Below are 22,570 nucleotides of genomic sequence, written 5' to 3' on the forward strand. Positions count from 1 at the left end.
ACCGAGGCCGCCCGCCGGTTAGCAGAAGACCTCACGGACTGATCACCCAGGTTCGACAACACCCTCTGAGGATGCCGGTCGCGACGGGGCCGGGTGTCTGGTGTTTCACCGACTCCCTCCCCGCGACCGCGGCGGCGGAGTTCGCCTGCCGGCTGGAAGATCTCGGATACACGGCGCTCTGGCTGCCGGAGACCGTCGGCAGGGAGCCGTTCACGCACGCCGCGCACCTGCTCGGCGCCACGCGGACGCTCACGCTCGCCACCGGCATCGCCAGCATCTACCACGCCACCCCGGCACGACCAGACAGGCGGCAGCCACGCTCGCGGAGCAGAGCGGCGGCCGGTTCGTACTCGGCCTGGGCGTCAGCCACGCCCGCACCGTCGTCGGGCTGCGCGGTCTCGACCACAGCCGGCCGCTCCAACGCATGAGCGAGTACCTGACGGCCATGGACGCCTCGCCGTATCGCGGGCCACGGCCGGACGCGCCGGCTCGCTGCTCTCGGCCCGCGGATGCTGGCGCTGGCCGCGGCGGCCGCCGATGGTGCGCACCCCTTCTCGACAACACCGGACCACACCGCGCTCGCGCGGGCCGCGCTCGGCGCCGGAAAGCTGCTGTGCGTCGAACAGAAGGTGGTGCTGAGCCACGATCGGGACGCCGCACGCGCGGCGGCCCGCGGTGCGCTGCAGGTGATCCACACCCTGCCGAGCTATCGCGCATGCTGGCTGCGGCTCGGATTCACCGAGCACGAGATCGACGCCTTGGCCCACCGTTTCGTCGACGCCGTCGTCGCGCACGGCGACGAGGAGCAGATCCGCGCCCGCGTGCGCGCCCACTACGACGCGGGCGCGGACCACGTGTGCATCCAGCCGCTCGATCCCGCCGGCTCGCCCAGCCCGGACATCCGGGCGCTGGAACTGCTCAACCCTCTGAAGGGAGCCCTCTCATGACGCCGGAAGAGCTGGAGCGCACGGTTCGCGAGCTCGCCGACCGCCAAGCCATCCTCGACTGCCTGATGAGCTACTCGCGTGGGGTCGATCGGTTGGACCGGGAGTTGCTGCTGTCCTGCTACCACGAGGACGCTGTCGACGATCACGGCATGTTCGTCGGCGACCGTGAGGAGTTCGCGGACTGGGTGGTCGGCATGCACTCCGACACCCACCTGTCGCACCAGCACTGCCTGTTCAACCACAGCTGCGACCTCGACGGCGACGTCGCGCACACGGAGACCTACTACATGTTCGCCGGCATGAACCGCGTCGGAACGCCGCTCGTGACCAGCGGCGGTCGCTACATCGACCGCTTCGAGAAGCGGGACGGCCGGTGGGCGATCGCCGACCGCGTCTGCATCCGCGACTGGGCACCGCTGGACGAGCAGCCCGACCCCGAGGACCCGAGCACCCTCACGGCCATCCGGGCCGCGCTGCCGCCCTCGGTGCTGGCGTTCATGCGGGGCGGGCCGCTGCCCACACGCGACCGCCGCGATCCTTCCTACAGGCGGCCGCTCACGACGGATCCCGAGCGGCTGAAGCTGGGACGTGAGCTGCGCGCTCAGGCGCCCAGGTAGGCGGCCCGGACCGCGTCGTCGTCGCGGACGTCGGCGGCGGGACCGCTCGTCACCACCTTCCCGAGCTTGAGCACGATCGCCGTGTCGGCGATGGCCAGTGCCTCCTCGGCGAACTGCTCACTGAGCAGGACGGTCGTCCCGGCGTCGCGCAGTGCGCGCACCTCGTCGAACACCTGCCGCACCACGAGGGGCGCCAGGCCGAGCGAGGGCTCGTCGAGCATCAGCAGCCGGGGACGGGCCATCAGCGCCATCGCGATGGCGAGCATCTGCTGCTGCCCGCCCGAGAGCGCACCGGCCATCCCGGAGCGCCGCTCACCCAGGACCGTGAACCGGTCGAACATCCGCTCCCGATCGGCGGCGGCGCCGTGGCGGTCGCGCCGCCGGGTCCAGCCGCCGAGTCGGAGGTTCTCCTCCACGGTGAGCATCGGGAACAGCCGCCTGCCCTCCGGGACGAGCGCGATTCCCGCCCGCCCGACAGCTGCGGGACCCGCCTTCGTCAGATCCGCCCCGGCGAACCGGATGTTGCCGCCGACGACCGGGTTGACGCCGATGATCGTGCGCATCAGCGTCGACTTGCCCGCGCCGTTGGCCCCGATCACCGCCAGCAGCTGCCCCTCGGCGACGGCCAGGTCGATGCCGTGCAGCACGGGCACCCGGCCGAAACCGCTCACGAGACCGTGACGGTGTCGGCCAGGCGCATCACGAGATCGACGTGGTGCTCGACGAGCAGCACGGCGACGCCCGCGGCGCGCAGCGCCCGCACCACGTCCTCCAGCTCCTCGATCTCGGGGCCCGAGAGCCCGGCAGCGGGTTCGTCCATGAGCACCAGCACCGGATTCGAGCGCCACCACCCGTGCGATCTCCAGCAGCCGGCGCTCACCCGGGGGCAACGCACCGGCCGGCGCGGCCGAGCGGCCGGCGAGCCCGACCGCGGTCAGGATGGCGGTGGCGCGGTCCACGTTGGCTCGCTCCTCGCGCCGGGCGCCGGGAAGCCGCAGTGCGTGGGCGGCCATACCGTAGCGGCGGTGCGCGTCGAGCGCGGCGAGCACGTTCTCCAGCAGCGACATCTCGGCGAACACGAAGGGCGTCTGGAACGTCCGGCCGAGCCCGTTCCGCGCTCGGGCGGGCACGCCCCCGGCCGCGGGCTGCCCGCGGAACTGCACGATGCCCTCGTCGGGGGTGAGGAAGCCCGAACACGTGTTGAGCAGCGTCGTCTTGCCCGAGCCGTTGGGTCCGATGAGTGCGTGCACCGTGCCCGCGTCAACGGTGAGGTCGACGCCGTCGAGCGCGCGCACTCCGGAGAACGCCTTGCGCACGCCGGCGAGCCGGAGCACGGCGCCACCGTCGGTCACCGGCGTGATCGCACCGGCGATCTCCGCACGGGCCCGCTCGGTCGCCGGCAGCCCCGCGTGACGGCGGAACGGGCGCGCAACCGCCACCACGCGCTCATCAGGCCACGGGGGAACAGGAACACCGACAGCAGCAGCACGCCGTAGACCAGCAGCGGGAGCTCCCCCGCCTGTCCGGTGAGGCGGTCGACCTCGATCGGGAGCCGGAACAGCAGGTTGCGCGCCTTGACCGTTGCCGCCTGGTCCGGGCCTGCGGCCTGGAAGACGACCAGCACGTCCGGCTTGGCCTCGACCAGGGTGCGAACCTGTGGGCTGAGATCGGGAAGCCCGGTGTCGTGCAGCTGCGGCGCGGTGGCCAGCGTGAGTCCGGACCCCGCGATCCCCTTCGTGAACGCGCCCTCGAGGAACGTCCCGAGTGCGTTGTTCACCGCGATGACCGCCGGCTTCGTGTATCCCTTGCGCTTCAGGTACGCGATCAGCGACTCGGTGATCTGCGACGAGCTGAACTCGGTCATGAACGCGTGCGGGTAGGTCTTCGCGTCACCCCCCACGGGGTTCGCGCTCAGCGGGAACTGGGTGACGGGTGCTCGGGCACTGACCTCCAGCGAGGCCCCGGTCGGCGCGGACAGCACCGGCCCAACGAGCACTTCGGCGCTTTCCTGGTCGGTGAGCTCGCGGGTGACCTGGGTGGCCGTGGTCGGGTCACCTGCATCGTCTTTGACGATCAGCTTCAGGCAGCGGCCGAGCACGCCGCCCTTGCCGTTGACGTCCTGCACCCCCATCTCGGATCCCGCCTTGACCAGCGCACCGAGGTCGGCGGACGGGCCGGTGAGGCTCGCGATGCTGCCCAGTACCGCGTCGCCGAGCGTGGCAGGACCTCGTCGCACACCTGTCCCGGTCCTCGCACGCCTTCGGCGATGTGCGACGACGGGTACAGCCGTGCGAGGACGTTCCTAGATGCCCATCTCCTTGGCGATGATGCTCCGCTGGATCTCGCTCGCACCCCCGCCGACCATGGCGTGCTTGGCCTCTCGGAAGTAGCGCTCCATGTCGTACTCGGGCAGCTGCGCGTACCCGCCGAGCGCCTGCATGCCGTTGAACGAGGTCTTGAAGGCGACATCGGCAGCGAAGACCTTGGCCATCGAGACCTCCTTCACCGCCCGCTCGCCGCGGGCCATCTTGGTGGCCGCGTTGTAGACCAGCAGGCTCGCCGCCTGCACCTCGCACTCGTTCTCGGCCATCCGGTGCTTGAGCACCTGGAACGACGACAGCGGCTTGCCGAACTGGGTGCGGCCCTTGGTGTAGGCGACGGTGTCGTCGAGCGCCGTTCTGGCGTTGCCCACATAGGAGGCTGCCAGGCTGAGCCGTTCCCACTCCAGGTGACCCTTGATGAGCGCCCAGCCGTCGCCGGGACCGCCGATGATGTTGCCCTCCGGGACCTTCGCGTCGGTCAGGAAGATCTCCGTCGTCCCGAGGCTGCGCCGGACGATCGTGTTCAGCTTGCGGATGTCGACGCCGGGAGTCGTGTTCGGCACCAGGATCAGGCTCATACCGCGATGCCGATCGGGACCGGTGCGGGCCAGGATGGTGATCACCGTGCCGGGCAGGTGCGCCCCCGAACACCAGGTCTTGTTGCCGTTGAGCACCCACTCCCCGTCGCGCAGCTCGGCCTTGGTGGCCACCGCGGCCGCGTCGGATCCCGCCCCCGGCTCGGAGATGGAGACGCTGAACTTGGTGTCGCCCGTCAGGAACCCCGGAAGGTAGGTCTCCTTCTGCTCGTCGGTGCCGTGGTGGGCGATGTTGGTGGCGGTGAACATCGACGTCATCACGCAGGCGGCGAAGTCGAGGCTGAACTTGGCCATCGCCTCGCAGAAGATCGCGTACATGACCGGGTCGGCGTCGAGGCCGCCGAGCTTCTCCGGTACCAGCAGGCCGAGCCAGCCCCGGTCGGCGATCTTGCGGTAGGCCTCTTCCGGGAACTCCCGCGACTCGTCGTGTTCGCGGGTGTACTCGCGCCCGACCTCCTTCTCCATGAACGCCTGCAGCGTGTCCTTCCACAGCTGCTGCTCATCGGTGAGCCTGAAGTCCATCGCGGTCACTCCCGTGTTCGGTACTGCCGGTGCATCCGTCCGTTGACCACGCTAACCGACCGTGCTACAAACAAACAAGTGATTGTTTAATCCGATGACCTGCGAAGATTACCAACGGACCTGCGGGGTTGCATGAGTCTGGAGCGCACCTACACCGACCTGCGGGTGCTCGATCTGAGCGAGAACATCGCGGGCCCGCTCGCCTGCATGATCCTGGCAGATCTCGGCGCCGATGTCGTGAAGATCGAGCGACCGGCCACCGGCGAGGCCACCCGGAGCCTGCCGCCGAGGTGGCCGGCCGCAGACGGCGACGAGAGCACGGTCTTCCTGACCGTCAACCGCAACAAGCGCAGTGTGGCGCTCGACATCGCCAGCCCTGCGGGCCGCGATGCCGTGCTGCGCATCGCCGCGGGGTTCGACGTCGTCGTCGAGTCCTTCCGGCCGGGCGTCGCCGAGCGGTTGGGACTCGGCTTCGCCGACTTCGCCCGCACCAGCCCGCGTGTGGTGCACTGCTCGGTCAGCGCCTTCGGCGAGGGACCGCTGGGCCACGACCGACCCGGTTACGACGCGATCGTCCAGGCGTTCAGCGGGATCATGGAGATGACCGGGGATCCCGACGGCCTGCCGGCCCGCGCGGCCCCGTCGATCGTCGACATCTCCACCGGACTGTGGGCCACCACCTCCATCCAGGCAGCACTCGCCCGCCGGGCCACCGAGCAGGGTGCGCAGCGGCTGGAGGCGACGCTGGTCGACAGCGCGTTCTTCCTCATGTGCCACCAGGTGATGGGGTACCTCGGCACCGGCGAGTTCCCCGGCCGCCTCGGCTCGGCCGCTCCGAGCACCGCCCCCTACCAGGCCTTCCGCACGGCAGACCGGCCGATCATGATAGCGGCGGCCACCGATCGCCTCTTCGAGCGACTGTGCATGGTCCTTGAGCTGCCCGACGTACTGACCGACCCGCGGTTCCGCTCGGTGCAGGCGCGGGTCGCGGCCCGGGACCCGCTCACCGAGCTCATCGAGGAGCGGCTCGGCACGGCCCCGTCGACGCACTGGCTCGCCCGGATCCAGACCGTCGGGGTCCCGTGCGGACCGGTCAACGACCTCGCCGCCGCGCTCGCCCATCCGGTCACCGCCGAACGACGTATGGTCCGTGCGGTCGCATCCGAGCGCTTCTCCGGATTCCGCCAGGTCAGGCTGCCGATCGACACCGCGGGCGAGTGCGCGATGCGGGAGCCTCCCGCGCTGGGCCAGCACACCGAAGCCGTGCTCGCCGAGGCCGGCCTGACCCCGAGCGAGATCGACGCCCTCCTCCCCCGCCCGATCCCGGAAGCAACGGTGACTCCGCGATGACCACGCCGCCATCAGCCAACCCGTCGGTGGAGCAGCGCCGGGCTGCCCTGGAGGCGCGCCACCCGACCTGGGTGCCCCGCACCACGGCTCAACAGCTGGACGTGGTCGCCGCCGAGCACCCCGATCGGCCGCTGGTCCTCACCGACGACAACGCCTTCACCTACACCGAGATCGCGGCATGGTCGGGCCGGCTCGCGGCCGGCCTGATCGCCCTCGGTGTCCGCCCGGGCGACCACGTCGCCGTCGACATGGCGAACCTCCCCGAGGTGGTCGCGCTCAAGTTCGCGGTGGCGCGGGTCGGGGCGGTCTCCGTGTCGATCAACTTCCAGCTCCGGCACGAGGAGCTCGGCTACGTGCTGCGCCAGTCCGGCGCCCGACTGCTGATCACCATGGACGCGTTCCGCAGCCTCGACTACCTCGACGCGCTCGACCGCATCGTCCCCGGCTGGGAGCACGACGCCGGTGGCGCCGAACTCCCCCGTCTGCGCGACATCTTCGTGCTCGGCACCGCAGGCCCCACCCGTCGGGGGCGGCCGCTGTCGGAGCTGATCGACCTCGGCTCCGGCATCACCGATGAGCAGGTGGCCGCGCGCACCGCGGCCGCCGATCCACTGGCGACATCGGACCTGCTCTACACGTCCGGCACGACCGGCCAGGCCAAGGGCGCCACCCTGCACCACGACGCCGTGCTGCGCACCGCGTACTCGAGCGCCTACACGCGGGCGTTCGCCGACGGTCGGCGCATCCTCTACGCGCTGCCGATCTATCACGTGTTCGGCTACATCGAAGGCCTCATCGCGGCGCTGTTCGTCGGCGGTGCCGTCTGCCCCCATCCGGTCTTCGACCCCGACAAGATCCTCCGCGACATCTCCCGGCACCGCATCGACGAGCTGATCTGCGTGCCCGCGATGACCAGCGGGGTGCTCGCGACCGCCAGCACCGGCGACTACGACCTCTCCTCGCTGCGCGTCATGTTCTCCTCCGGCGCCGCGCACCTGCCCGGCATGTTCCCGGAGATGCGTGCCGTGCTGGGCGTCGACGAGCTCTTCACCGCCTACGGGCAGACCGAGACCACCGCATCGACGACGTGCACCCAACCCGGGGACCCGATCGAGCGACTGGCCACCACGAACGGCACCCTGAAACCGGCCGGCGTGGCCGGGGACCCGGCACTGGGCGGCGTGCTCGCGGTCTACAAGACGGTGCACTCGGAGACAGGCGAGACGCTCCCGGTGGGCGCGGTCGGCGAGCTGGTGGTGCGCGGGCCGATCGTGACCCACGGCTACCACGACAAGCCGGAGGAGACCGCAGCGCTGTTCACCGACGACGGCTGGATGCGCACCGGCGACCTCGGCCGCATCGACGAGCAGGGGTACGTCGTGCTCACCGGACGGAAGAAGGAGTCCTACCGGTGCGGTGGAGAGCTCGTCCTGCCGGGCGAGATCGAGCAGGTCCTCATCGATCATCCCGGTGTCCTCGCCGCACACGTCGTCGGGATCCCGCACCCGCGAATGGGTGAGGTCGGGTGCGCCTGGGTCGTGCCCGCCTCCGAACGCCCCGGCGACGACGAGCTCATCGCGTACTGCGCGAGCCGGCTGGCGCGCTTCAAGGTGCCTGCTGTGGTGCTGTTCACCCGAGCCGACGAGCTCCCGACGACAGCGACCGGACGGGTGCAGAAGTTCCTGCTGGCCGAGCGCGCCACCACGATCCTGGCGCGCAGCGCAGCCGGGAACACGGCAGGCGCGGTGGCAACGCCGTGACCGGCGAGCCGCGGGTCGTCATCGTGGGAGGCGGGCTCGGCGCCGTGCGCACGGCGCAGGCCGTGCGCGACCTCGGCCACGGCGGCGAGGTGCGCATCCTCTCGGCGGAGGCGGAGATCCCCTACGACCGTCCACCGCTGTCCAAGGGACACCTCGCCGGATCCTTCGACGACACCGCGCTGGCCCTGCTGCCACCGGAGTCCTACGCCGGTCTCGACATCCGTCTCGAGCTCGATCAGGAGGTCGTTCGCATCGAGTCGGACGACCGCACCGTCGTCACGGCCGACGGCACCCGGGTGCCCTACGACCGGCTGGTGATCGCCACGGGCGCGCAACCGCGATCACTGCCGATACTGGCCGACCGGCCCGGCGCATTCCCGCTGCGCACCGCGACGCAGTCCCGCAGGCTCGCCGCGTCCGTCCGAAAAGGGCGACCGATCGCGGTGGTGGGTGGCGGTTTCATCGGACTGGAGGTGGCCGCGACGGCGCGCACCGCGGGCTGCGACGTCCACGTCGTCGAGGCACAGCCGGCGCCGCTGCTGGGCGCAGTGGGCCCCGACATCGCACGCTGGCTGCGCACCCGCCACGAGCAGCACGGGGTCGAGTTCCACTGCGGTGTCACGGTCGTCGCGGCCGAGGACCGGCCCGGCGGAGGCGAGCGGCTCGGTTTGAGCGACGGCACCTCGATCGACGCCGAGGCGGTCGTGGTCGGCGTCGGGGTCGTCCGCGACACGGCGTGGCTCGCCGAGGCCGGGCTCGAGATCGCCGACGGGTTGGTCTGCGACGAGCACGGTCACACGAACCTGCCCGACATCTTCGGTGTCGGAGACATCGTCTGCCGGCGCACTGCCGCCGGTTCGGCCCCGGTTGGGCACTGGACCGCTGCCGGCACGAGTGCCCGGCTGGCCGCGCACGCGCTGCTCGGCCTGGACGTGCCCGATCTCGTTGACGACGGCTTCTTCTGGTCCGACCAGTACGACCTGCGCCTCCAGTCGGTGGGCCGGATCAACCCCGGCGACGAGTTCGCGGTCGCGGCCGGAGACATGAACGACAACTCCTTCGTCGCCCAGTTCCGGGCCGACGGCGAGGTCACCGCGATCCTGGCCGTCAACAACCCGCGACAGTTCCTGCGACATCGCCGTGACCTGCGCGCGACCGCGGCGGCGCCGCGATGAGCGTCGCGCTGGATCCGGAGCAGTGCGAGCACATCCGGCTCGTGGAGCCGTCCGCCCCGTATGCCCGCGATGTGGACGGGGGCGGGCCGGCGCGGAGTTGACCACCTGCACCCGTACGATCGTGCGGACGGCTGGAGGCTTGACGTGGCAAAACGCAGGGTGCGGAGCAGTTCGGGCCCCGTCTCGGCCGAGTTGATCGAGCAGGAGGCGGTACGCCTGTTCGGTGAGCGGACCTACCCGGTCGTCGGCATGCGCGACATCGGTGATGCGGTGGGACTGCTCCCCGGCAGCCTGTACGTGCACATCAGCAGCAAGGAGGAGCTGCTGCTGAGGATCGTCGAGAGAGGCATCCAGAACTACCTCGACGCCATCACCCCCGTCGTGGAGTCCGGTGAGCCTGCGGCCGCCCGATTGCGCGGCGCGATCTCGGCCCACATGAGCGTGCTCGCCGCCACGGTCGAGCAGACGCGTGTTGCCGTGCACCAGTGGACCTATCTGAGCTCGGAGAACCAGAAGCAGGTCGCCGCGATGCGCAACCGCTACGAGGAGCTGTTCGACAGGATCCTGCGCGAGGGGATCGCGTCCGGCGACTTCCGCGCGATGCCCCATCCCCGGGTCGCCGTGCTCTCGACCATCGGGATGCTCAACTCGGTCACGGAGTGGTACTCCCCCGACGGCTCGCTCACCGCTGCGGACATCGGCGAGGCACTGGCCGACAACGCTCTTGTCGGCCTGCAGCAGCCGTGACCCCACTCACCTGCTGAACCGCTCGCGGAGCACCTTCTTGAGGACCTTCCCGTAGGCGTTGCGCGGCAATTCGTCCACCCACTCCACCGCCTTGGGCACCCGGTAGCCCGCCATCTGCTGCTTGCATGCGGCGATGACGGCGGCGGAGTCACGGTCGGAATCGTCTCCCGGGCCGGCTGCGACGAGCACCGCGGTCACCGCTTCCCCCCACACGCGGTGCGGGAGTCCGATCACGGCGGCGTCCTTCACCGTGGGGAACGACATCAGCACGTCCTCCACCTCGCGGGCGTAGACGTTCGACCCGCCGGTCACGATCATGTCCTTCTTGCGGTCGACGATGTAGAGGTAGCCGTCGTCGACGTGACCGATGTCCCCGGTGTGCAGCCAGCCCTCCGACAGCGTTCGTTCGGTGTCGTCGGGTCGCCCCCAGTAGCCGTTCATGGTCTGCGGCGCGCGGGCCACGATCTCCCCCGCGTCGCCGTCGTGAACCGGTTCTCCCGCGTCGTCGATGATGCGGAGCTCGACGCCCGACAGGATCCGACCGGCCGACCGCACCAGCGGTGAATCCGGATCGGTGAGCACTTGCCGATGGTCGTCCTGGTCCAGCACCGTGAAGAACATCGGCGACTCCATCTGCGCGAACGACTGCACGAGCCGCCCCGCGAAGGCCGCCGCGGCCTCGCGCATGGTGTCGGGATCGATGGGCGAACCCGCGTAGTAGAGGCGCCGCAGCGTCGCCGGCACCCGCCACCCCTCCGGACGGGCATCGAGCATCATGCGGATCATCGACGGGACGACGAACAACCCGGTGACGCCGTATTCGCCGAACAGGCGCAGCGTCCGCGCCGCGTCGTAGGAGCGGCACAGCAGGTTGTGGCCCCCGAGCTCCAATGTCGGCAGCAGCAGGAATCCGGCCCCGTGGGTGAGCGGTGCGACGTGGAGGGTCACCTCGCCCGCTCCCATGTCGAGCACTCTGATCGCGGTGTCGGCGACGCTGCCCCAGGCATGGTGGCTCAGCACCACCGCCTTGGGCGCTCCGGTCGTGCCGCTCGTGTACATGAGGCTCGCGGGCGCCGTGCCGGCCGCCGCTGCCGGCTCGCGCACCGGCTCCCCGCGACCGGCGAGTGCATCCAGCTCCCCGAGGTCGGCCCGGACCACGGTCACGCCGGGAAGGGCGAGCTCCGGCACCCGATCGAGGAACTCCCCGGTGGTCACCAGTAGCCGGGTACCGGAGTCGGTCAGCATGTGGAGGTAGTCCGCGCCCACGAGCCGGACGTTGAGCGGGACGACGACGAGACCCGCCGCGATCGCGCCGAGGTGACTCTCCACGTAGGCGTGGCTGTTGTGCAGCAGCAGGGCAACGCGGTCGCCCGGTTCTAGCCCGACGTCGAGCAGCCCGCCGGCGACGGCGGCGACCCGCGCGACGAGCTCTCCGTAGCTGAGTGTGGACGCACCACCGGTCGCGTCGAGATCGGTGACGCACGGTGCGTCCGGGGTCGTCGCCGCGACGCGCCAGAGATCCCAGGCCGCGGTCTGCACGCCGTTGTCCATGTCCTGAACAGTACGAAGCCACCACCCGCACAGATATGGAGAAAGAACATATTTGCCCGGTGCGATCTAGAGTTTCCTCCATGCCCCCACGAAGTGAGCACCTGCTCGTGGCCGTCGCGTCCCGGCTCCGCCACCGCACGGACGATCTGGTCGAGCGGCAGCTCGCGGTGTTGCGGCGATTCCCCTCCTACGATCGCGTACCGGCCGATGACCTGCGCCGCTCCTGCCGTCGGAACGTGGCCCGCGTCGTGGCGACACTCGAACAGCACGACCGCGAGCCTGCGCAGATCGAGCTCCCGGCGCACATCGAGGAGGACGAACGCTCCTCGGGCCAGCGGCGCGCTCTGCAGGGCGTTCCGTCCGACGACGTCGTGGAGGCCTACCGCGCGGTGCTCAGCGTCCTGCGTGACGCCTTCATCGACGAGGCGGGCGCTGCCGATGCCGACCCGCGGTCGGTGCTGGCCGGTACGCGGAGGCTCTGGGATCTCACCGATCGGTACAGCAACGTGCTCGTGTCCGCGCGCCAGCAGGTGGAGATCGATGCCGCCCGCCGCGACGAACGCCATCGCATGGCTTTCCTGCAGCGGCTGTTGACCGGGGGCGTCGAGCACGCGGAGCTGGTCGAGGGCGGCGCGGTGCACGGCGTCCTGCCCGACCACGAGTACTGGGTGCTCCGCGGCCGCCAGCGATCGGGGGACCCCCAGCGGCTCAGCCGCCACCTCGAACTGTCCCCGACGATCGGCACCCGCCCGCTCGTGACCCTCGTCGACGACGACGTGGCCGGGATCAGCACCGCTCGCCCGGCCCCGCTGGACGGCGCCGTCATCGCCGTTGCCGGTCCGGTGGCACTGGCCGGCGTCGCGACCGCGTTCACCGAGGCGACCCGCGTGCTCACCGTCGCCGTGCGATACGACCGGAGCGGGGTGGTGGACAGCTCCTCGCTCTCGGTGCGCGTGGCCGTCGAACAGCAGGCCGAGCTCGGCGAGCAGCTCTACCGGCGTTACGTCAGCCCGTTCCGGGACGCCGGAGCCGCGTCCGAGGAGGTGCTGCAGACCATCCACACCTACCTGCATCAGCATCGATCCGTGGCGACGACCGCCACATTGCTGTCGGTGCACGAGAACACCGTGCGCTACCGGCTCGAGCGGTTCAGGACCGTGACAGGTCGCGATCTCTCCGACACCGATGTACTGGTCGAGGTCTGGTGGGCGCTCGAGTACGCCACGATCCGCGTCCCGCGATCCTGGTCACCGACGGGCCCGTCGGCTTGACATCACCACCCACCCGACAAACACTTGTTTGGCAAGCCTTCCTCCAGGCCCGCGTGGGAAGAACGACCGAACGGAGACATTGCGCATGGCCATGGCCCGAACCATTTCGGGTGCTCCATGAGCATCGACCCGGCCCCCGAGCGCCCCTCCGCCGCTCGCGAGGCGATCTTCTCCGCCGCCACCCGCCTGTTCGGTGAACGGGGCTACACCGGCACCACCATGCGGGACATCGCGAAGGCCGTCGGCATCCTGCCGGGAAGCCTCTACGCCCACATCCAGAGCAAGGAAGCGGTGCTGCTCGAGATCATCGAGGGTGGCGTCGACCGCTTCAACGCGGCGGTCGACAGGATCGACGCGATGAACCTCGCCCCGGAGCCCGCACTGCGCCAGGCGGTCCGCGAGCACCTGCGCATCGTGGCCGACAGTCCCGGTCGCACCCTGATCGTCTTCCACCAGTGGCGCTTCCTCGACGACGAGAACCGGGACCGGCTGCTCGCGAAACGTGCGCACTACGAGGCCTTCTTCGTCCGTACGGTCCGCTCGGGCATCGAGCTCGGACATTTCGACGAGCACCTGGACCCGAAGGTCACCGTGCTGGCCATGCTCGGCGCGTTGAACTGGACTCCCGAGTGGTTCTCCCCCGGCGGCCCCGCGTCTCCCGACGAGGTCGCGGACAAGATCGCCGACGGCCTGCTGGGCGGGACTCTGCGCCGCGCCTAGCGCGTCCACTACGGGTTGACGGGCCCCGAGTCGCGTGACACTCTGAACAAACAGTTGTTTGCTCAGGAGGTCGCCCGTGATCGGCATGTCGCGATGATTGATGGCGCCATCGTGGTGGACGCCGTCGTCCACCCGTACAACCTCGACCCGGGGAACCAGAACCCGGCGGCGCAGGAGCAGCTCGAGGCGGTCTACGGCGCGCACGTCGTCGCCACCGGGCCGGATCATCCCGAGCATCTGCTCACCCGCGAGGAGTTCTTCTCCGACTTCCCCTTCGCGGCGATCGCGGACTCGCTGTTCGTCGAGAGCCCCATCGACCTGGCGATCATCCACGCCCTGCCGAACCTCGGATTCTGCCGCGAGCACGTCACCGATCCGGACCGGGCAGCCGCGTTCCGGGATCGGTATCCGGACCGGTTCCGGCTCTACGCCACGGTGGACACCCCGGCCACCGATGCTGCCATCGCACAGCTGGAACGGCAGGTGCGCGACCTCGGCGTCGACGGGCTGAAGCTGTATCCCGCGTTCTTCTACGACAACACCGGCGAGGGTTGGCGGATGGATGGCGCGGACTTCGCGACGCCACTGCTGGAGGCCGCCCGCGACCTCGGCATCCGCAACGTCGCCGTACACAAGGCGCTCTGGCTGCCGCCGGCTCCGCGCAGCGCGTTCGACATCGACGACCTCGACGGCGCCCTGGAGCGGTTCTCCGACCTCAATTTCTTCATGGTGCACGCGGGCGCGGCGTTCCTCGACCGGACCGCGGACCTGCTGGCCCGGCACCGCAACCTGCATGCCACCCTCGAGTCGGTCTTCGCCTACGCGGTGGTCCGGCCGCCGGTGTTCGCGAAGATCCTAGGCACGCTCCTGCGTTCCTGTGGCGCCGATCAGCTTCTGTTCGGCAGCGGCACCAACCTCTCCCACCCGGCCCCGTTGATCGCCGCTTTCGACGGCTACGAGCTGCCTGCGGATCTCGTCGCGGAGCACGGATACCCCCAGCTCACCGCGGAGGACCGGCGCAAGATCCTCGGCGGCAACGCACTGCGCCTGCACGGCATCGACGCCGCCGCGGTCGAGACGGCCACCGCCGCTGACGAGTTCGCACGGCGGCGCACGGGCACCGACGTCCGGCCATGGGCCGCTCTCCGGGCAGAGACGGCGGTGCGGTCGTGATCACCGACGAGCGCCGGGTCAGGGAGGAGCTGCACCGCATCCCCGAACCGTGCGGCCTGCTGATGCGCGAACCCATCGACATCTGCGAGATGGGCCTCGTCGACGAGGTCCGCTGCACCAATGGGCACGTGCGGATCGTGCTCGTCCTGACCGACGCCTCGTGCGTGCACTTCTCCGGGTTGCAGCGCTACATCGGTGACGTCGTCGGCGCCCTTCCGGGCGTGGAATCGGTGGAGGTCACCGCGTCGACGACGACGATGTGGACGCCCGATCGGCGCACCGCATGAGTACCAGCTCAGGGCTCCTGCGTGGCGACGGACCGGGCCTCGGCCCGCTCGCCCGGCGCTTCCCGTTCGAGGAACGGACGCTGTTGCACGTGCTGGATCTCCAGGTACGGGAGCGCCCGGACCAGGACTGGCTCGTGTTCGACAGCACCGATCACCTGACGTTCCGCTCCGCACAGGAGGGGGCCTACCGGTTCGCCTCCGCGCTCCGCAGTCACGCTCAGGACGAGCCGCCGACGGTCGCTCTCCTGCTGCGCAACCAGCGCGAGTTCATGCCCGCCTTCCTCGGCGCGCAGGCCGCAGGCGGCGTCGCCGCCCCGCTCAACCCGGAACTGCGCGGCCCATTGCTGGAGACCGTGCTCCGACGCTGCGAGGCCACCGTACTGGTGGTCCGCGACGAGCTGCTCGACGTGCTCGACACCGCCCCCTCCCTGGCCGGGGTGAGCCTCGTGATCGTGGCCGGCGGTGGCGGTGGCCGCACCGCGGTGCACGGCGTGCCGGTGGTGGAGCTCGACGAGTGGCTCCGCAGCCACTCCGCGGACCCGCCGGCGGCGTTCCCGTCCCCAACCGATCTCGCCGTGCTGATGTTCACCTCCGGCACCAGCGGCGGGTCGAAGGCGGCGATGTGGTCACATCACTACCTGTACCTTGCCTCCGCCGGGGTGTCGGACGCGCTCGAGCACACCCCGAACGACGTGCTCAGCACGCCGCTGCAGATGTGCCACATCGCCGGGCTGCAGAACTTCGCCAACTCCGCATTGCAGGCGGGCTGCACGGCGCACCTCAAGACGCGGTTCTCGGCGAGCAGCTGGTGGGAGGAGATCGCCGCCGACGGCGCCACGTTCTCGATGCTCATGGGCCAGATGGCGGCGATGATCCTCGACGCCGTGCCGAAGGCACCGGACCACCGGCTGCACCACGTCTACATCCTCCCGCAGCCCGCCGGCCGGGAGGAGTTCGAGCAGCGCTACGGCACCACCGTGATCTGGCAGGGCTGGGGGATGACGGAGATCTTCCCGCACCTGCCCACGAAGCACCGGATCGAGGGGGTCCCGGCCGACACCATCGGGCGGGCACCGTCCTGGGTCGACCACGGCGTCGTCGACGGGAACGACCTGCTACTCGGCCCCGGCGAGCTCGGCGAACTCGTCTACCGCCCATTGCTCCCCTTCGCGATGGCCAACGGGTACTACGGCGACCCTGCGGCCACCACGACGGCGTTCCGCAACTTCATGTTCCACACCGGCGACCTCGGCTACTACGACGAGGACGGACTCGTGCACTTCGTGATGCGCAACCAGGACGCGATCCGGCGGCGCGGCGAGAACATCTCCGCGGTGGAGCTCGAGGCCGTGGCCCGGCGCCATCCCGCGATCGAGGACGCGGCCGCCTACGCCGTCCCCTCCGAGCTCGGCGAACACGATGTGAAGCTCGACGTCGTCGCGCGGGCGGCACTGGATCTGGCCGAGCTGCACGACTGGCTCACCGAGCAGCTCCCGCGGTTCATGGTGCCGCGCTACCTGGAGATGCGGGCGGATCTCCCCCGCACACCGAGCCAGCGGGTGGAGAAGTACAAGCTCGCCGCCGAACCGGTCGACCGGGCTGCGGTGCGCGAGTTCGCGCCCCGTCGCAGATCGGGCTGACCGGCGGTCTTGTGGGTGCCGCAAACCTGCTGCTAACTTGAAACAAACAGTTGTTCTGACCCTCTGGAGGGCGAGATCGATGGCGCTGATCGCTCCAACGTTCGACAAGTACCAGCACAAGTACGAGACCGTTCAGCTCGAGCGTGACGAGGCGGGGATCCTCCAGGTCACGATCCACAACGAGGGCAAGCCCGCGGTGTGGACCTCGACCCTGCACGACGAGCTGGCCTACGCCTTCACCGACATCGGCACCGACGTCGAGAACGCCGTCGTCATCCTCACCGGTGTCGGCGACTCGTTCTGCGCGGAGATCGACTTCTCGTCGTTCAACCTGGGCACCGCCGCCGACTGGTCGCAGATCATCTTCGAGGGCCAGCGACTGCTCAACAACCTGATCAACATCGAGGTCCCCGTGATCTCGGCGATCAACGGCCCGGCGCTGATGCACCCGGAGATCCCCCTGCTGTCCGACATCACGATCGCCTCCGACACGACGGTCTTCCAGGACGGCCCGCACTTCCCGTCCGGCATCGTGCCCGGCGACGGCGCCCACACCGTCTGGACCCACGTGCTGGGCCCGCAGCGCGGCCGCTACTTCCTGCTCACCGGCCAGGAGATCGACGCCAAGCTGGCACTGGAGTACGGCGTGGTCAACGAGGTGCTGCCGCTCGAGCAGGTCCTCCCCCGCGCCCGTGCACTCGCCGAGCAGATCGCCGCCAAGCCGCCGCTGGCCCGGCGCTACGCCCGCGCGGTGCTCACCCGCGAGTGGAAGCGCCTGTTCCACGAGCAGCTCGGCTTCGGACTCGCCCACGAGGCGCTCGCAGCCTTGACGCTGGGCGGATGACCGGGCCCTTCAACCGGCTGCGGCACACGTTCGACGACTTCGCCGTCGGGGATGAGGTGGTCACGGCCGGACGGACGGTGGACATCGGCGACATCACGACCTTCGCCGGTCTAACCGGCGACCACTACCCGCTGCACACCGACGAGGAGTACTGCCGCAGCACACCCTTCGGTGGCCGCATCGCGCACGGGCCGCTGACCTACGGCTTCGCGGTGGGGCTCGTCGCTCTCTCGGGGTTCCTCGGCGACGCGATCATCGCGTTCCTCGAGTGCCAGGGGCTGCGGGCCACAGCCCCCGTCCGGCCCGGCGACACGATCCGGGTGCGCGCGGTGGTCGCCGAGGCCGAACCCGGCAAGAAGCCCCACTACGGCACGGTGCGTATCGACTACGCCGTGCTCAACCAGAAGGACGAGCAGGTCATGCAGTTCCGCATGGTTCTGCTCGCCCGACGCGAGACACCAGCGGAGGAATGACGTTGTCCGAACAGGACGAGGGCGTGTTCATCGGCGTCGGCGAGCTGCCGTCCGGCCGGTACCCGAACCGGCCGTTCATGGGCGACCTGGTCAACGTGGCCGTCGCCGCCGTGCGCGACGCCGGGCTGACCGTGCCCGACATCGACACGATCCTGCTCATCCCGTGCCTGCACTCCCCCGCCGACCAAGCGGACCTGATCTTCTCGCGCGTCGTGGAGGAGCTCGGGCTGCACGGCAGGGCCAAGAGCAGCTACATGGTCCACTCCGGCGGCTCGACGAGTGACAACACGATCCGCGACGCCGCCGGCCTCATCGCCACCGGCCGCGCGAAGAACGTTCTCGTGCTCCAAGCCGAGAAGTGGGGGTCCGCACCGGTCGGTGAGATGATCGACATGCTCACCGCCAACGGGATCCCTCGCGAGTGGGAGAAGCCGTCGGGGCTGAGCTTCAACGCCGTCGGCGCGCTGATCCACCGCCGCTACATGCACGCCAGCGGCTCGACCGCTGCCGACATGGCGTCGGTGTGCGTGGCGCTGCGGGAGTGGTCGCGGCTCAACCCGAACGCGATGTACAAGGACCGGACCCTGTCGGTCGAGCAGGTGCTCGCGTCCAAGGTCGTCTGCGACCCGCTCCACGCGTTCGAGTGCCCGATGCTCGCCGACGGCGCGGTCGGACTGGTCATGACCAGCGCCGGGAACGCCCGGCGGCTGGGCAAGGACCGCTGGGTCAAGGTCGCCGGATCGGGCGGGTGCGTCTCGCACTACTCGATCGGGCAGGAGGCCGACCTCGCCGTGCTGGGCTGGGAGAAGGCCTCCGTGGAGGCCTACGAAGAGGCAGGCTGGGGTCCCGCGGACGCCGACCTCGCCGAGGTCTACGACTCCTACGCCGCGGTGCTGGCCAGCGGCATGGAAGGCCTCGGGCTCGCGCCCAAGGGCGAGGCGGCCCGCATGTTCGCCGCGGGCGACTTCTCTCCCGGCGGACGGCTGCCCGTGAACACCAACGGCGGGCTGCTCTCGGCCGGCCACACCGGCGTCGGCGGCGGCACCGCCCTGCTCGCCGAGGGCGTCCGCCAACTGCTGGGCAAGGCAGGCCCCGATCGTCAGGTCAGCGGTGCCGACCGTGCCGTCTGCGGCGGATCCGGCGGGACCTACATGGACAGTCAGGTTCTCCTGCTGGAGGGAGTGAGCGCGTGACCGACACCGGTATGGAAGCGCTGACCGAGCCCTACTACGAGGCACTGCGCCGCGGCGAGCTCGCGGCCCAGCACTGCAAGGCCTGCGACCGCCCGATCCTCTACCCCCGCCACGTCTGCCCGTTCTGCTACGAGTCCGACCTCGGCTGGGTGCAGCTGTCGGGCAAGGGCGTGCTGCACAGCTTCGCCGTGCAGCGGGTCGGGCCACCCAGTGGCTTCGAGGACGACCTCCCGTACGCGGTCGGCGTCGTGAAGCTGGACGAGGGCGTGCAACTGCTCGGCCGACTCTGGCCCGATGACGACGGCGAATGGAACGGGTACACGTGCGACGGACGCGTCGAGTTCCACGGCGCGACGGGCGACGAGATCGAGCGGCGGCCTGTCGCCTGGTTCCGGCGAACAGGATGAGAGCGATGCGATGAGCAAGGTTCGGGTGGCCGGTGTCGGGATGAACCGGTTCGGGCGGATGGCCGACCGCAGCGAACGCAGCATGGTCGAGGCCGTCGTCGGGATGGCGCTCAAGGACGCGGGCATCACCGCCGCCGACGTGCAGCGCATCTTCTCCGGGAACGCGGCGGCCGGTCTCGTCTCGGGGCAGGAGATGATCCGCGGGCAGGTCTGGTTGCAGGGCACCGACCTGGCCGGGGTCCCGCTGATCAACACGGAGAACGCCTGCTGCTCGAGCAGCTCCGCCGCGAACCTCGCGTTCGAGTCGATACTGGCCGGCCGCTGCGACGTCGCGTTGGTGATGGGCGTCGAGAAGCTCTCGCACCCCGACAAGGGTCGTGCCTTCGCCGCGCTCGGTGGCGCCACCGACGTCTCCTGCGCCGTGGGCGACGGCGCGGACGCGTCCAACTCCGTGTTCATCGACGTGTACGCGGAGGAGGGCCGCAAGTACATCGCCGAGTACGACGCCACCGTCGCGGACCTCGCCGCCGTGGCCGTGAAGAACCGGCACCACGGCAGCCTGAACCCGCTGGCCCAGTACCAGGACCCGCAGACGCTCGCGGACGTGCTGAACGCACGGGTGGTCGTCGATCCGCTGACCCTGCCGATGTGTTCCCCCACCACCGACGGTGCCGCGGCGATCGTCCTGGTGTCCGACGACTACGCGCGCAGGCACGGCATCGGGGGCTGTGAGGTGCTCGCGACGCGGCTGTCCGCCGGGGCCGGGCACGGGTCGGAACCGGTAGCGGTCGCTGCGCGTGCCGCGTTCTCCGACGCCGCGCTGGGCCCGGACGACCTCGATCTGCTCGAGCTGCACGACGCCGCCGCACCGGCCGAGATCCTGCAGTACGCCGAGATCGGGCTGTGCGAGCCCGGCGAGGGTCACCTGCTGGTGCGATCGGGCGCGACCGCACTGGGCGGTCACCTGCCGGTGAACGTCAGCGGCGGCCTGATGAGCCGCGGCCACCCCATCGGCGCCACCGGATGCGCCCAGCTCGTCGAGATCTACCAGCACCTCACCGGCCGCGCGGGAGCCCGCCAGGTCGAGGGTGCCCGCGTCGGCATGGCCGTCAATGCCGGTGGCTGGCTCAACGGCGCCTACGCGGCGTGCGTAGCGACGATCCTGCGAGCCGCATGATGGGGGAACCGACAGTCCTCACCGACCGCGTCGCCGACGGCGTCGTGCTCGTGACCATGAACCGTCCCGACCGGGGCAACGGCGTCGTCCCCGAGCTCGCGGCCGAGCTCGCCGAAGCGCTGACCCTGCTCGAAGCCGACCTGTCGGTCCGGGCCGTCGTCCTGACCGGCGCCGGCAAGCAGTTCTCGGCCGGCGCCGACCTCAAGGCCTTCCGTCGCTATCTCGACGAGGAACTGCCCCGGACCGGCGAGCCCTACAACGCCCGGGTGATCTTCCCGGTGATCCGCCAGATCGTCGCATCCCGGCTCCCGGTCGTCGCCGCGATCAATGGCGGCGCAACGGCAGGCGGCCTGGACCTCGCACTGGCCTGCGACATCCGGATCGCGTCCACCGCCGCCAAGCTCGGCGAGACCTACATCAACATCGGGCTCCCACCGGGCAACGGCGGCACCTGGTTCCTCCCACGCCTCGTCGGCACCGGCATGGCCACCGAGCTCGCGCTCACCGGCGACGTCGTCGACGCCGCCCGGGCACTCGAGATCGGGCTGGTGAACCGGGTCGTCGAGCCCGGCGCTCTCCTCCCGGCCGCCACCGAACTCGCGACCCGCATCGCCGCGAAGTCATGGCGGGCCGTCGAAGCGACCAAGCAGTCCCTACGCGCAGCGTGGAGCGTCGATCTGAACTCGACGCTGAATACGAACTACTGGGCAGCCACGGGCCTGCACCCCGGACCGGACGTGCGGGAGGGGATCGACGCCTTCATCGAGCGGCGTCCCGCGCGCTTCAACCGAGAGTAGACCGCAGCTCCACACCGCTCAGCCGACGCGACGAGCTGGCTGGAAGGGCCCTATCTCCGTGCGGCCAGCGAGCTGTGCGGCCAGCGAGCTAGGGGGTTGCCGCGGTGCACAACCCGGGTCGGGTGAGGCGCTGGAGCCGGCCGAACGGCGACTCGGCGCCACGATTCGCGAGGTCATCGCCGTGACGGTCGGGATCGACGCTGAGCGCATGGCCGGGCTATCGGCCCTGCCACACGGGCTCACGGCGCTCAGCGAAGGCCCGCGGTCCCTCTAGCGCGTCCGCGCTTCGGTAGACCTGCTCGTAGACCGCGTCACCCGCGGCCAGGGCGGCACTGGTGCCCATCTCGCAGGACAGGTCCACGAGGCGTTTGGCTGCGAGCACACTCAGCGGGGCATTCGCCGCGATGAGGTGCGCCATCTCGATAGCGCGCTCGACGAGGCGGTCCCCCGGGACGACGTCGTTGACGAGTCCCACCTCGTACGCGCGGGCCGCGTCGATCGGCTCACCGGTGAGGAGGATCTCCATCATCACCCGCCGGGGCATGATGTCGATCAGCGGCGCCGCCCACGGCGCACCCCGACCGCGCTTGACCTCGGTGATGCCGAAGGTCGCGGTGTCGGCGGCTACGCAGAGGTCGCACTGCTGAGCAAGCCTGAAGCCACCGGCGAACGCCGGCCCGTTGACTGCGGCGATCACCGGCTTGCTCACCGCGCCCCGCGACCCGAGCAGCAGGCCCCACTCCGCAGGGGGGATCTGTACCTGATGCGAGGCCATCTCGATGAGATCGCCGCCTGCGCAGAACACGGGACCGTTACCGGTCAGGACGGCACACCGCAGGTCCGGGTCGTCGTCGAACTCGTCGAAGGCCGCCCGCAGCGCGGCGCGCAGCTCCGCATTGAGTGCGTTGCGCTTCGCGGGACGGTTCAGAGTGACGATGAAGACGTGGCCGTCGCGCCGCGTCAGGCACACCTCGGCTGTCATGACGCCGCCTCCACGGGAAA

General features: G+C 70.3%; 22 protein-coding genes and 2 pseudogenes. 19 read left to right on the forward strand and 5 right to left on the reverse strand.

The annotated features are described in order from the left end of the window. Positions 1-71: 71 nt before the first annotated feature. The 4 genes and pseudogenes from ACFPFQ_RS11865 to ACFPFQ_RS11880 form a co-directional block, all read left to right on the forward strand. A pseudogene (locus tag ACFPFQ_RS11865) lies at positions 72-263 on the forward strand (LLM class flavin-dependent oxidoreductase); the annotation flags it as partial. Continuing rightward, positions 179-394 (forward strand): annotated as a pseudogene (locus tag ACFPFQ_RS11870) (LLM class flavin-dependent oxidoreductase); the annotation flags it as partial. The pseudogenes ACFPFQ_RS11865 and ACFPFQ_RS11870, both read left to right, overlap by 85 nt. A gap of 115 nt (positions 395-509) precedes the next feature. Beyond that, positions 510-947, forward strand: coding sequence for a hypothetical protein (locus ACFPFQ_RS11875; protein ID WP_379617849.1), 438 nt, complete (start codon positions 510-512; stop codon positions 945-947). After that, on the forward strand, positions 944-1,564 hold the full coding sequence (locus tag ACFPFQ_RS11880) for a nuclear transport factor 2 family protein (RefSeq protein ID WP_379618162.1): 621 nt from the start codon (positions 944-946) through the stop codon (positions 1,562-1,564). The genes ACFPFQ_RS11875 and ACFPFQ_RS11880 overlap by 4 nt, the downstream gene beginning before the upstream one ends. On the opposite strand, the gene ACFPFQ_RS11885 is transcribed toward ACFPFQ_RS11880, so the two are convergent. From ACFPFQ_RS11885 to ACFPFQ_RS11895, 3 genes are all read right to left on the reverse strand, one after another. Beyond that, on the reverse strand, positions 1,549-3,003 hold the full coding sequence (locus tag ACFPFQ_RS11885) for an ATP-binding cassette domain-containing protein (protein WP_379617851.1): 1,455 nt from the start codon (positions 3,001-3,003) through the stop codon (positions 1,549-1,551). The genes ACFPFQ_RS11880 and ACFPFQ_RS11885 overlap by 16 nt on opposite strands. Then, a complete protein-coding gene (locus tag ACFPFQ_RS11890) occupies positions 2,913-3,800 on the reverse strand; it encodes an ABC transporter substrate-binding protein (protein ID WP_379617853.1) in 888 nt (295 codons plus the stop codon). Before ACFPFQ_RS11890 ends, ACFPFQ_RS11885 begins: the two co-directional genes overlap by 91 nt. 66 nt (positions 3,801-3,866) lie before the next feature. Further along, positions 3,867-5,003: an acyl-CoA dehydrogenase family protein gene (locus tag ACFPFQ_RS11895; RefSeq protein WP_379617855.1), complete on the reverse strand. Its 1,137-nt coding sequence runs from the start codon at positions 5,001-5,003 to the stop codon at positions 3,867-3,869. Between the two features lie 132 nt (positions 5,004-5,135). On the opposite strand from ACFPFQ_RS11895, the gene ACFPFQ_RS11900 reads away from it, so the two are divergent. The 4 genes from ACFPFQ_RS11900 to ACFPFQ_RS11915 all read left to right on the forward strand — a co-directional run bounded on the left by ACFPFQ_RS11900 (position 5,136) and on the right by ACFPFQ_RS11915 (position 10,035). After that, entirely contained in the window at positions 5,136-6,353 is a 1,218-nt protein-coding gene (locus ACFPFQ_RS11900; RefSeq protein WP_379617857.1) for a CaiB/BaiF CoA transferase family protein, read from the forward strand. Then, a complete protein-coding gene (locus ACFPFQ_RS11905; RefSeq protein ID WP_379617859.1) occupies positions 6,350-8,113 on the forward strand; it encodes an AMP-binding protein in 1,764 nt (587 codons plus the stop codon). The genes ACFPFQ_RS11900 and ACFPFQ_RS11905 overlap by 4 nt, the downstream gene beginning before the upstream one ends. Next, on the forward strand, positions 8,110-9,288 hold the full coding sequence (locus tag ACFPFQ_RS11910) for an NAD(P)/FAD-dependent oxidoreductase (protein ID WP_379617861.1): 1,179 nt from the start codon (positions 8,110-8,112) through the stop codon (positions 9,286-9,288). The genes ACFPFQ_RS11905 and ACFPFQ_RS11910 overlap by 4 nt, the downstream gene beginning before the upstream one ends. A gap of 159 nt (positions 9,289-9,447) precedes the next feature. Next, positions 9,448-10,035, forward strand: coding sequence for a TetR/AcrR family transcriptional regulator (locus ACFPFQ_RS11915; protein WP_379617863.1), 588 nt, complete (start codon positions 9,448-9,450; stop codon positions 10,033-10,035). 6 nt (positions 10,036-10,041) lie between these two features. Here the strand turns inward: ACFPFQ_RS11915 and ACFPFQ_RS11920 are convergent, their stop codons facing one another. Next, complete coding sequence (locus ACFPFQ_RS11920; protein WP_379617865.1) at positions 10,042-11,586, reverse strand: class I adenylate-forming enzyme family protein; 1,545 nt, start codon at positions 11,584-11,586, stop codon at positions 10,042-10,044. A gap of 80 nt (positions 11,587-11,666) precedes the next feature. On the opposite strand from ACFPFQ_RS11920, the gene ACFPFQ_RS11925 reads away from it, so the two are divergent. The 11 genes from ACFPFQ_RS11925 to ACFPFQ_RS11975 all read left to right on the forward strand — a co-directional run bounded on the left by ACFPFQ_RS11925 (position 11,667) and on the right by ACFPFQ_RS11975 (position 21,568). Then, entirely contained in the window at positions 11,667-12,857 is a 1,191-nt protein-coding gene (locus ACFPFQ_RS11925; protein WP_379617867.1) for a PucR family transcriptional regulator, read from the forward strand. Between the two features lie 117 nt (positions 12,858-12,974). Further along, a complete protein-coding gene (locus ACFPFQ_RS11930) occupies positions 12,975-13,577 on the forward strand; it encodes a TetR/AcrR family transcriptional regulator (RefSeq protein WP_379617869.1) in 603 nt (200 codons plus the stop codon). A 93-nt stretch (positions 13,578-13,670) separates the two neighbouring features. After that, positions 13,671-14,750 carry an amidohydrolase family protein gene (locus ACFPFQ_RS11935; protein WP_379617870.1) on the forward strand — a complete coding sequence of 360 codons (1,080 nt, stop codon included), beginning with the start codon at positions 13,671-13,673 and terminating at the stop codon, positions 14,748-14,750. Continuing rightward, on the forward strand, positions 14,747-15,037 hold the full coding sequence (locus tag ACFPFQ_RS11940; protein WP_379617872.1) for an iron-sulfur cluster assembly protein: 291 nt from the start codon (positions 14,747-14,749) through the stop codon (positions 15,035-15,037). The genes ACFPFQ_RS11935 and ACFPFQ_RS11940 overlap by 4 nt, the downstream gene beginning before the upstream one ends. Beyond that, positions 15,034-16,677: an AMP-binding protein gene (locus ACFPFQ_RS11945; RefSeq protein WP_379617874.1), complete on the forward strand. Its 1,644-nt coding sequence runs from the start codon at positions 15,034-15,036 to the stop codon at positions 16,675-16,677. The genes ACFPFQ_RS11940 and ACFPFQ_RS11945 overlap by 4 nt, the downstream gene beginning before the upstream one ends. A 79-nt stretch (positions 16,678-16,756) precedes the next feature. Continuing rightward, on the forward strand, positions 16,757-17,521 hold the full coding sequence (locus ACFPFQ_RS11950) for an enoyl-CoA hydratase/isomerase family protein (protein WP_379617876.1): 765 nt from the start codon (positions 16,757-16,759) through the stop codon (positions 17,519-17,521). Next, entirely contained in the window at positions 17,518-17,994 is a 477-nt protein-coding gene (locus tag ACFPFQ_RS11955) for a MaoC family dehydratase (protein WP_379617878.1), read from the forward strand. The genes ACFPFQ_RS11950 and ACFPFQ_RS11955 overlap by 4 nt, the downstream gene beginning before the upstream one ends. Positions 17,995-17,996: 2 nt before the next feature. After that, complete coding sequence (locus ACFPFQ_RS11960) at positions 17,997-19,187, forward strand: thiolase family protein (protein ID WP_379617880.1); 1,191 nt, start codon at positions 17,997-17,999, stop codon at positions 19,185-19,187. Continuing rightward, entirely contained in the window at positions 19,184-19,594 is a 411-nt protein-coding gene (locus ACFPFQ_RS11965) for a Zn-ribbon domain-containing OB-fold protein (RefSeq protein ID WP_379617882.1), read from the forward strand. Before ACFPFQ_RS11960 ends, ACFPFQ_RS11965 begins: the two co-directional genes overlap by 4 nt. Before the next feature lie 10 nt (positions 19,595-19,604). Further along, entirely contained in the window at positions 19,605-20,771 is a 1,167-nt protein-coding gene (locus tag ACFPFQ_RS11970) for a thiolase family protein (RefSeq protein WP_379617884.1), read from the forward strand. Further along, positions 20,771-21,568: an enoyl-CoA hydratase/isomerase family protein gene (locus tag ACFPFQ_RS11975; RefSeq protein WP_379617886.1), complete on the forward strand. Its 798-nt coding sequence runs from the start codon at positions 20,771-20,773 to the stop codon at positions 21,566-21,568. The genes ACFPFQ_RS11970 and ACFPFQ_RS11975 overlap by 1 nt, the downstream gene beginning before the upstream one ends. Before the next feature lie 217 nt (positions 21,569-21,785). Here the strand turns inward: ACFPFQ_RS11975 and ACFPFQ_RS11980 are convergent, their stop codons facing one another. After that, on the reverse strand, positions 21,786-22,550 hold the full coding sequence (locus tag ACFPFQ_RS11980; RefSeq protein ID WP_379617888.1) for an enoyl-CoA hydratase-related protein: 765 nt from the start codon (positions 22,548-22,550) through the stop codon (positions 21,786-21,788). Between the last annotated feature and the right edge of the window lie 20 nt (positions 22,551-22,570).

Source organism: Pseudonocardia sp. GCM10023141 (assembly GCF_042653605.1).

Excerpts from the sequence above, each read along its gene's own strand:
- ACFPFQ_RS11875 (WP_379617849.1), top strand. The coding sequence starts at position 510 with ATGCTGGCGCTGGCCGCGGCGGCCGCCGATGGTGCGCACCCCTTCTCG.
- ACFPFQ_RS11880 (WP_379618162.1), top strand. The coding sequence starts at position 944 with ATGACGCCGGAAGAGCTGGAGCGCACGGTTCGCGAGCTCGCCGACCGC.
- ACFPFQ_RS11895 (WP_379617855.1), bottom strand. The coding sequence starts at position 5,003 with ATGGACTTCAGGCTCACCGATGAGCAGCAGCTGTGGAAGGACACGCTG.
- ACFPFQ_RS11900 (WP_379617857.1), top strand. The coding sequence starts at position 5,136 with ATGAGTCTGGAGCGCACCTACACCGACCTGCGGGTGCTCGATCTGAGC.
- ACFPFQ_RS11905 (WP_379617859.1), top strand. The coding sequence starts at position 6,350 with ATGACCACGCCGCCATCAGCCAACCCGTCGGTGGAGCAGCGCCGGGCT.
- ACFPFQ_RS11920 (WP_379617865.1), bottom strand. The coding sequence starts at position 11,586 with ATGGACAACGGCGTGCAGACCGCGGCCTGGGATCTCTGGCGCGTCGCG.
- ACFPFQ_RS11925 (WP_379617867.1), top strand. The coding sequence starts at position 11,667 with ATGCCCCCACGAAGTGAGCACCTGCTCGTGGCCGTCGCGTCCCGGCTC.
- ACFPFQ_RS11930 (WP_379617869.1), top strand. The coding sequence starts at position 12,975 with ATGAGCATCGACCCGGCCCCCGAGCGCCCCTCCGCCGCTCGCGAGGCG.
- ACFPFQ_RS11935 (WP_379617870.1), top strand. The coding sequence starts at position 13,671 with ATGATTGATGGCGCCATCGTGGTGGACGCCGTCGTCCACCCGTACAAC.
- ACFPFQ_RS11945 (WP_379617874.1), top strand. The coding sequence starts at position 15,034 with ATGAGTACCAGCTCAGGGCTCCTGCGTGGCGACGGACCGGGCCTCGGC.
- ACFPFQ_RS11950 (WP_379617876.1), top strand. The coding sequence starts at position 16,757 with ATGGCGCTGATCGCTCCAACGTTCGACAAGTACCAGCACAAGTACGAG.
- ACFPFQ_RS11955 (WP_379617878.1), top strand. The coding sequence starts at position 17,518 with ATGACCGGGCCCTTCAACCGGCTGCGGCACACGTTCGACGACTTCGCC.
- ACFPFQ_RS11970 (WP_379617884.1), top strand. The coding sequence starts at position 19,605 with ATGAGCAAGGTTCGGGTGGCCGGTGTCGGGATGAACCGGTTCGGGCGG.
- ACFPFQ_RS11975 (WP_379617886.1), top strand. The coding sequence starts at position 20,771 with ATGGGGGAACCGACAGTCCTCACCGACCGCGTCGCCGACGGCGTCGTG.
- ACFPFQ_RS11980 (WP_379617888.1), bottom strand. The coding sequence starts at position 22,550 with ATGACAGCCGAGGTGTGCCTGACGCGGCGCGACGGCCACGTCTTCATC.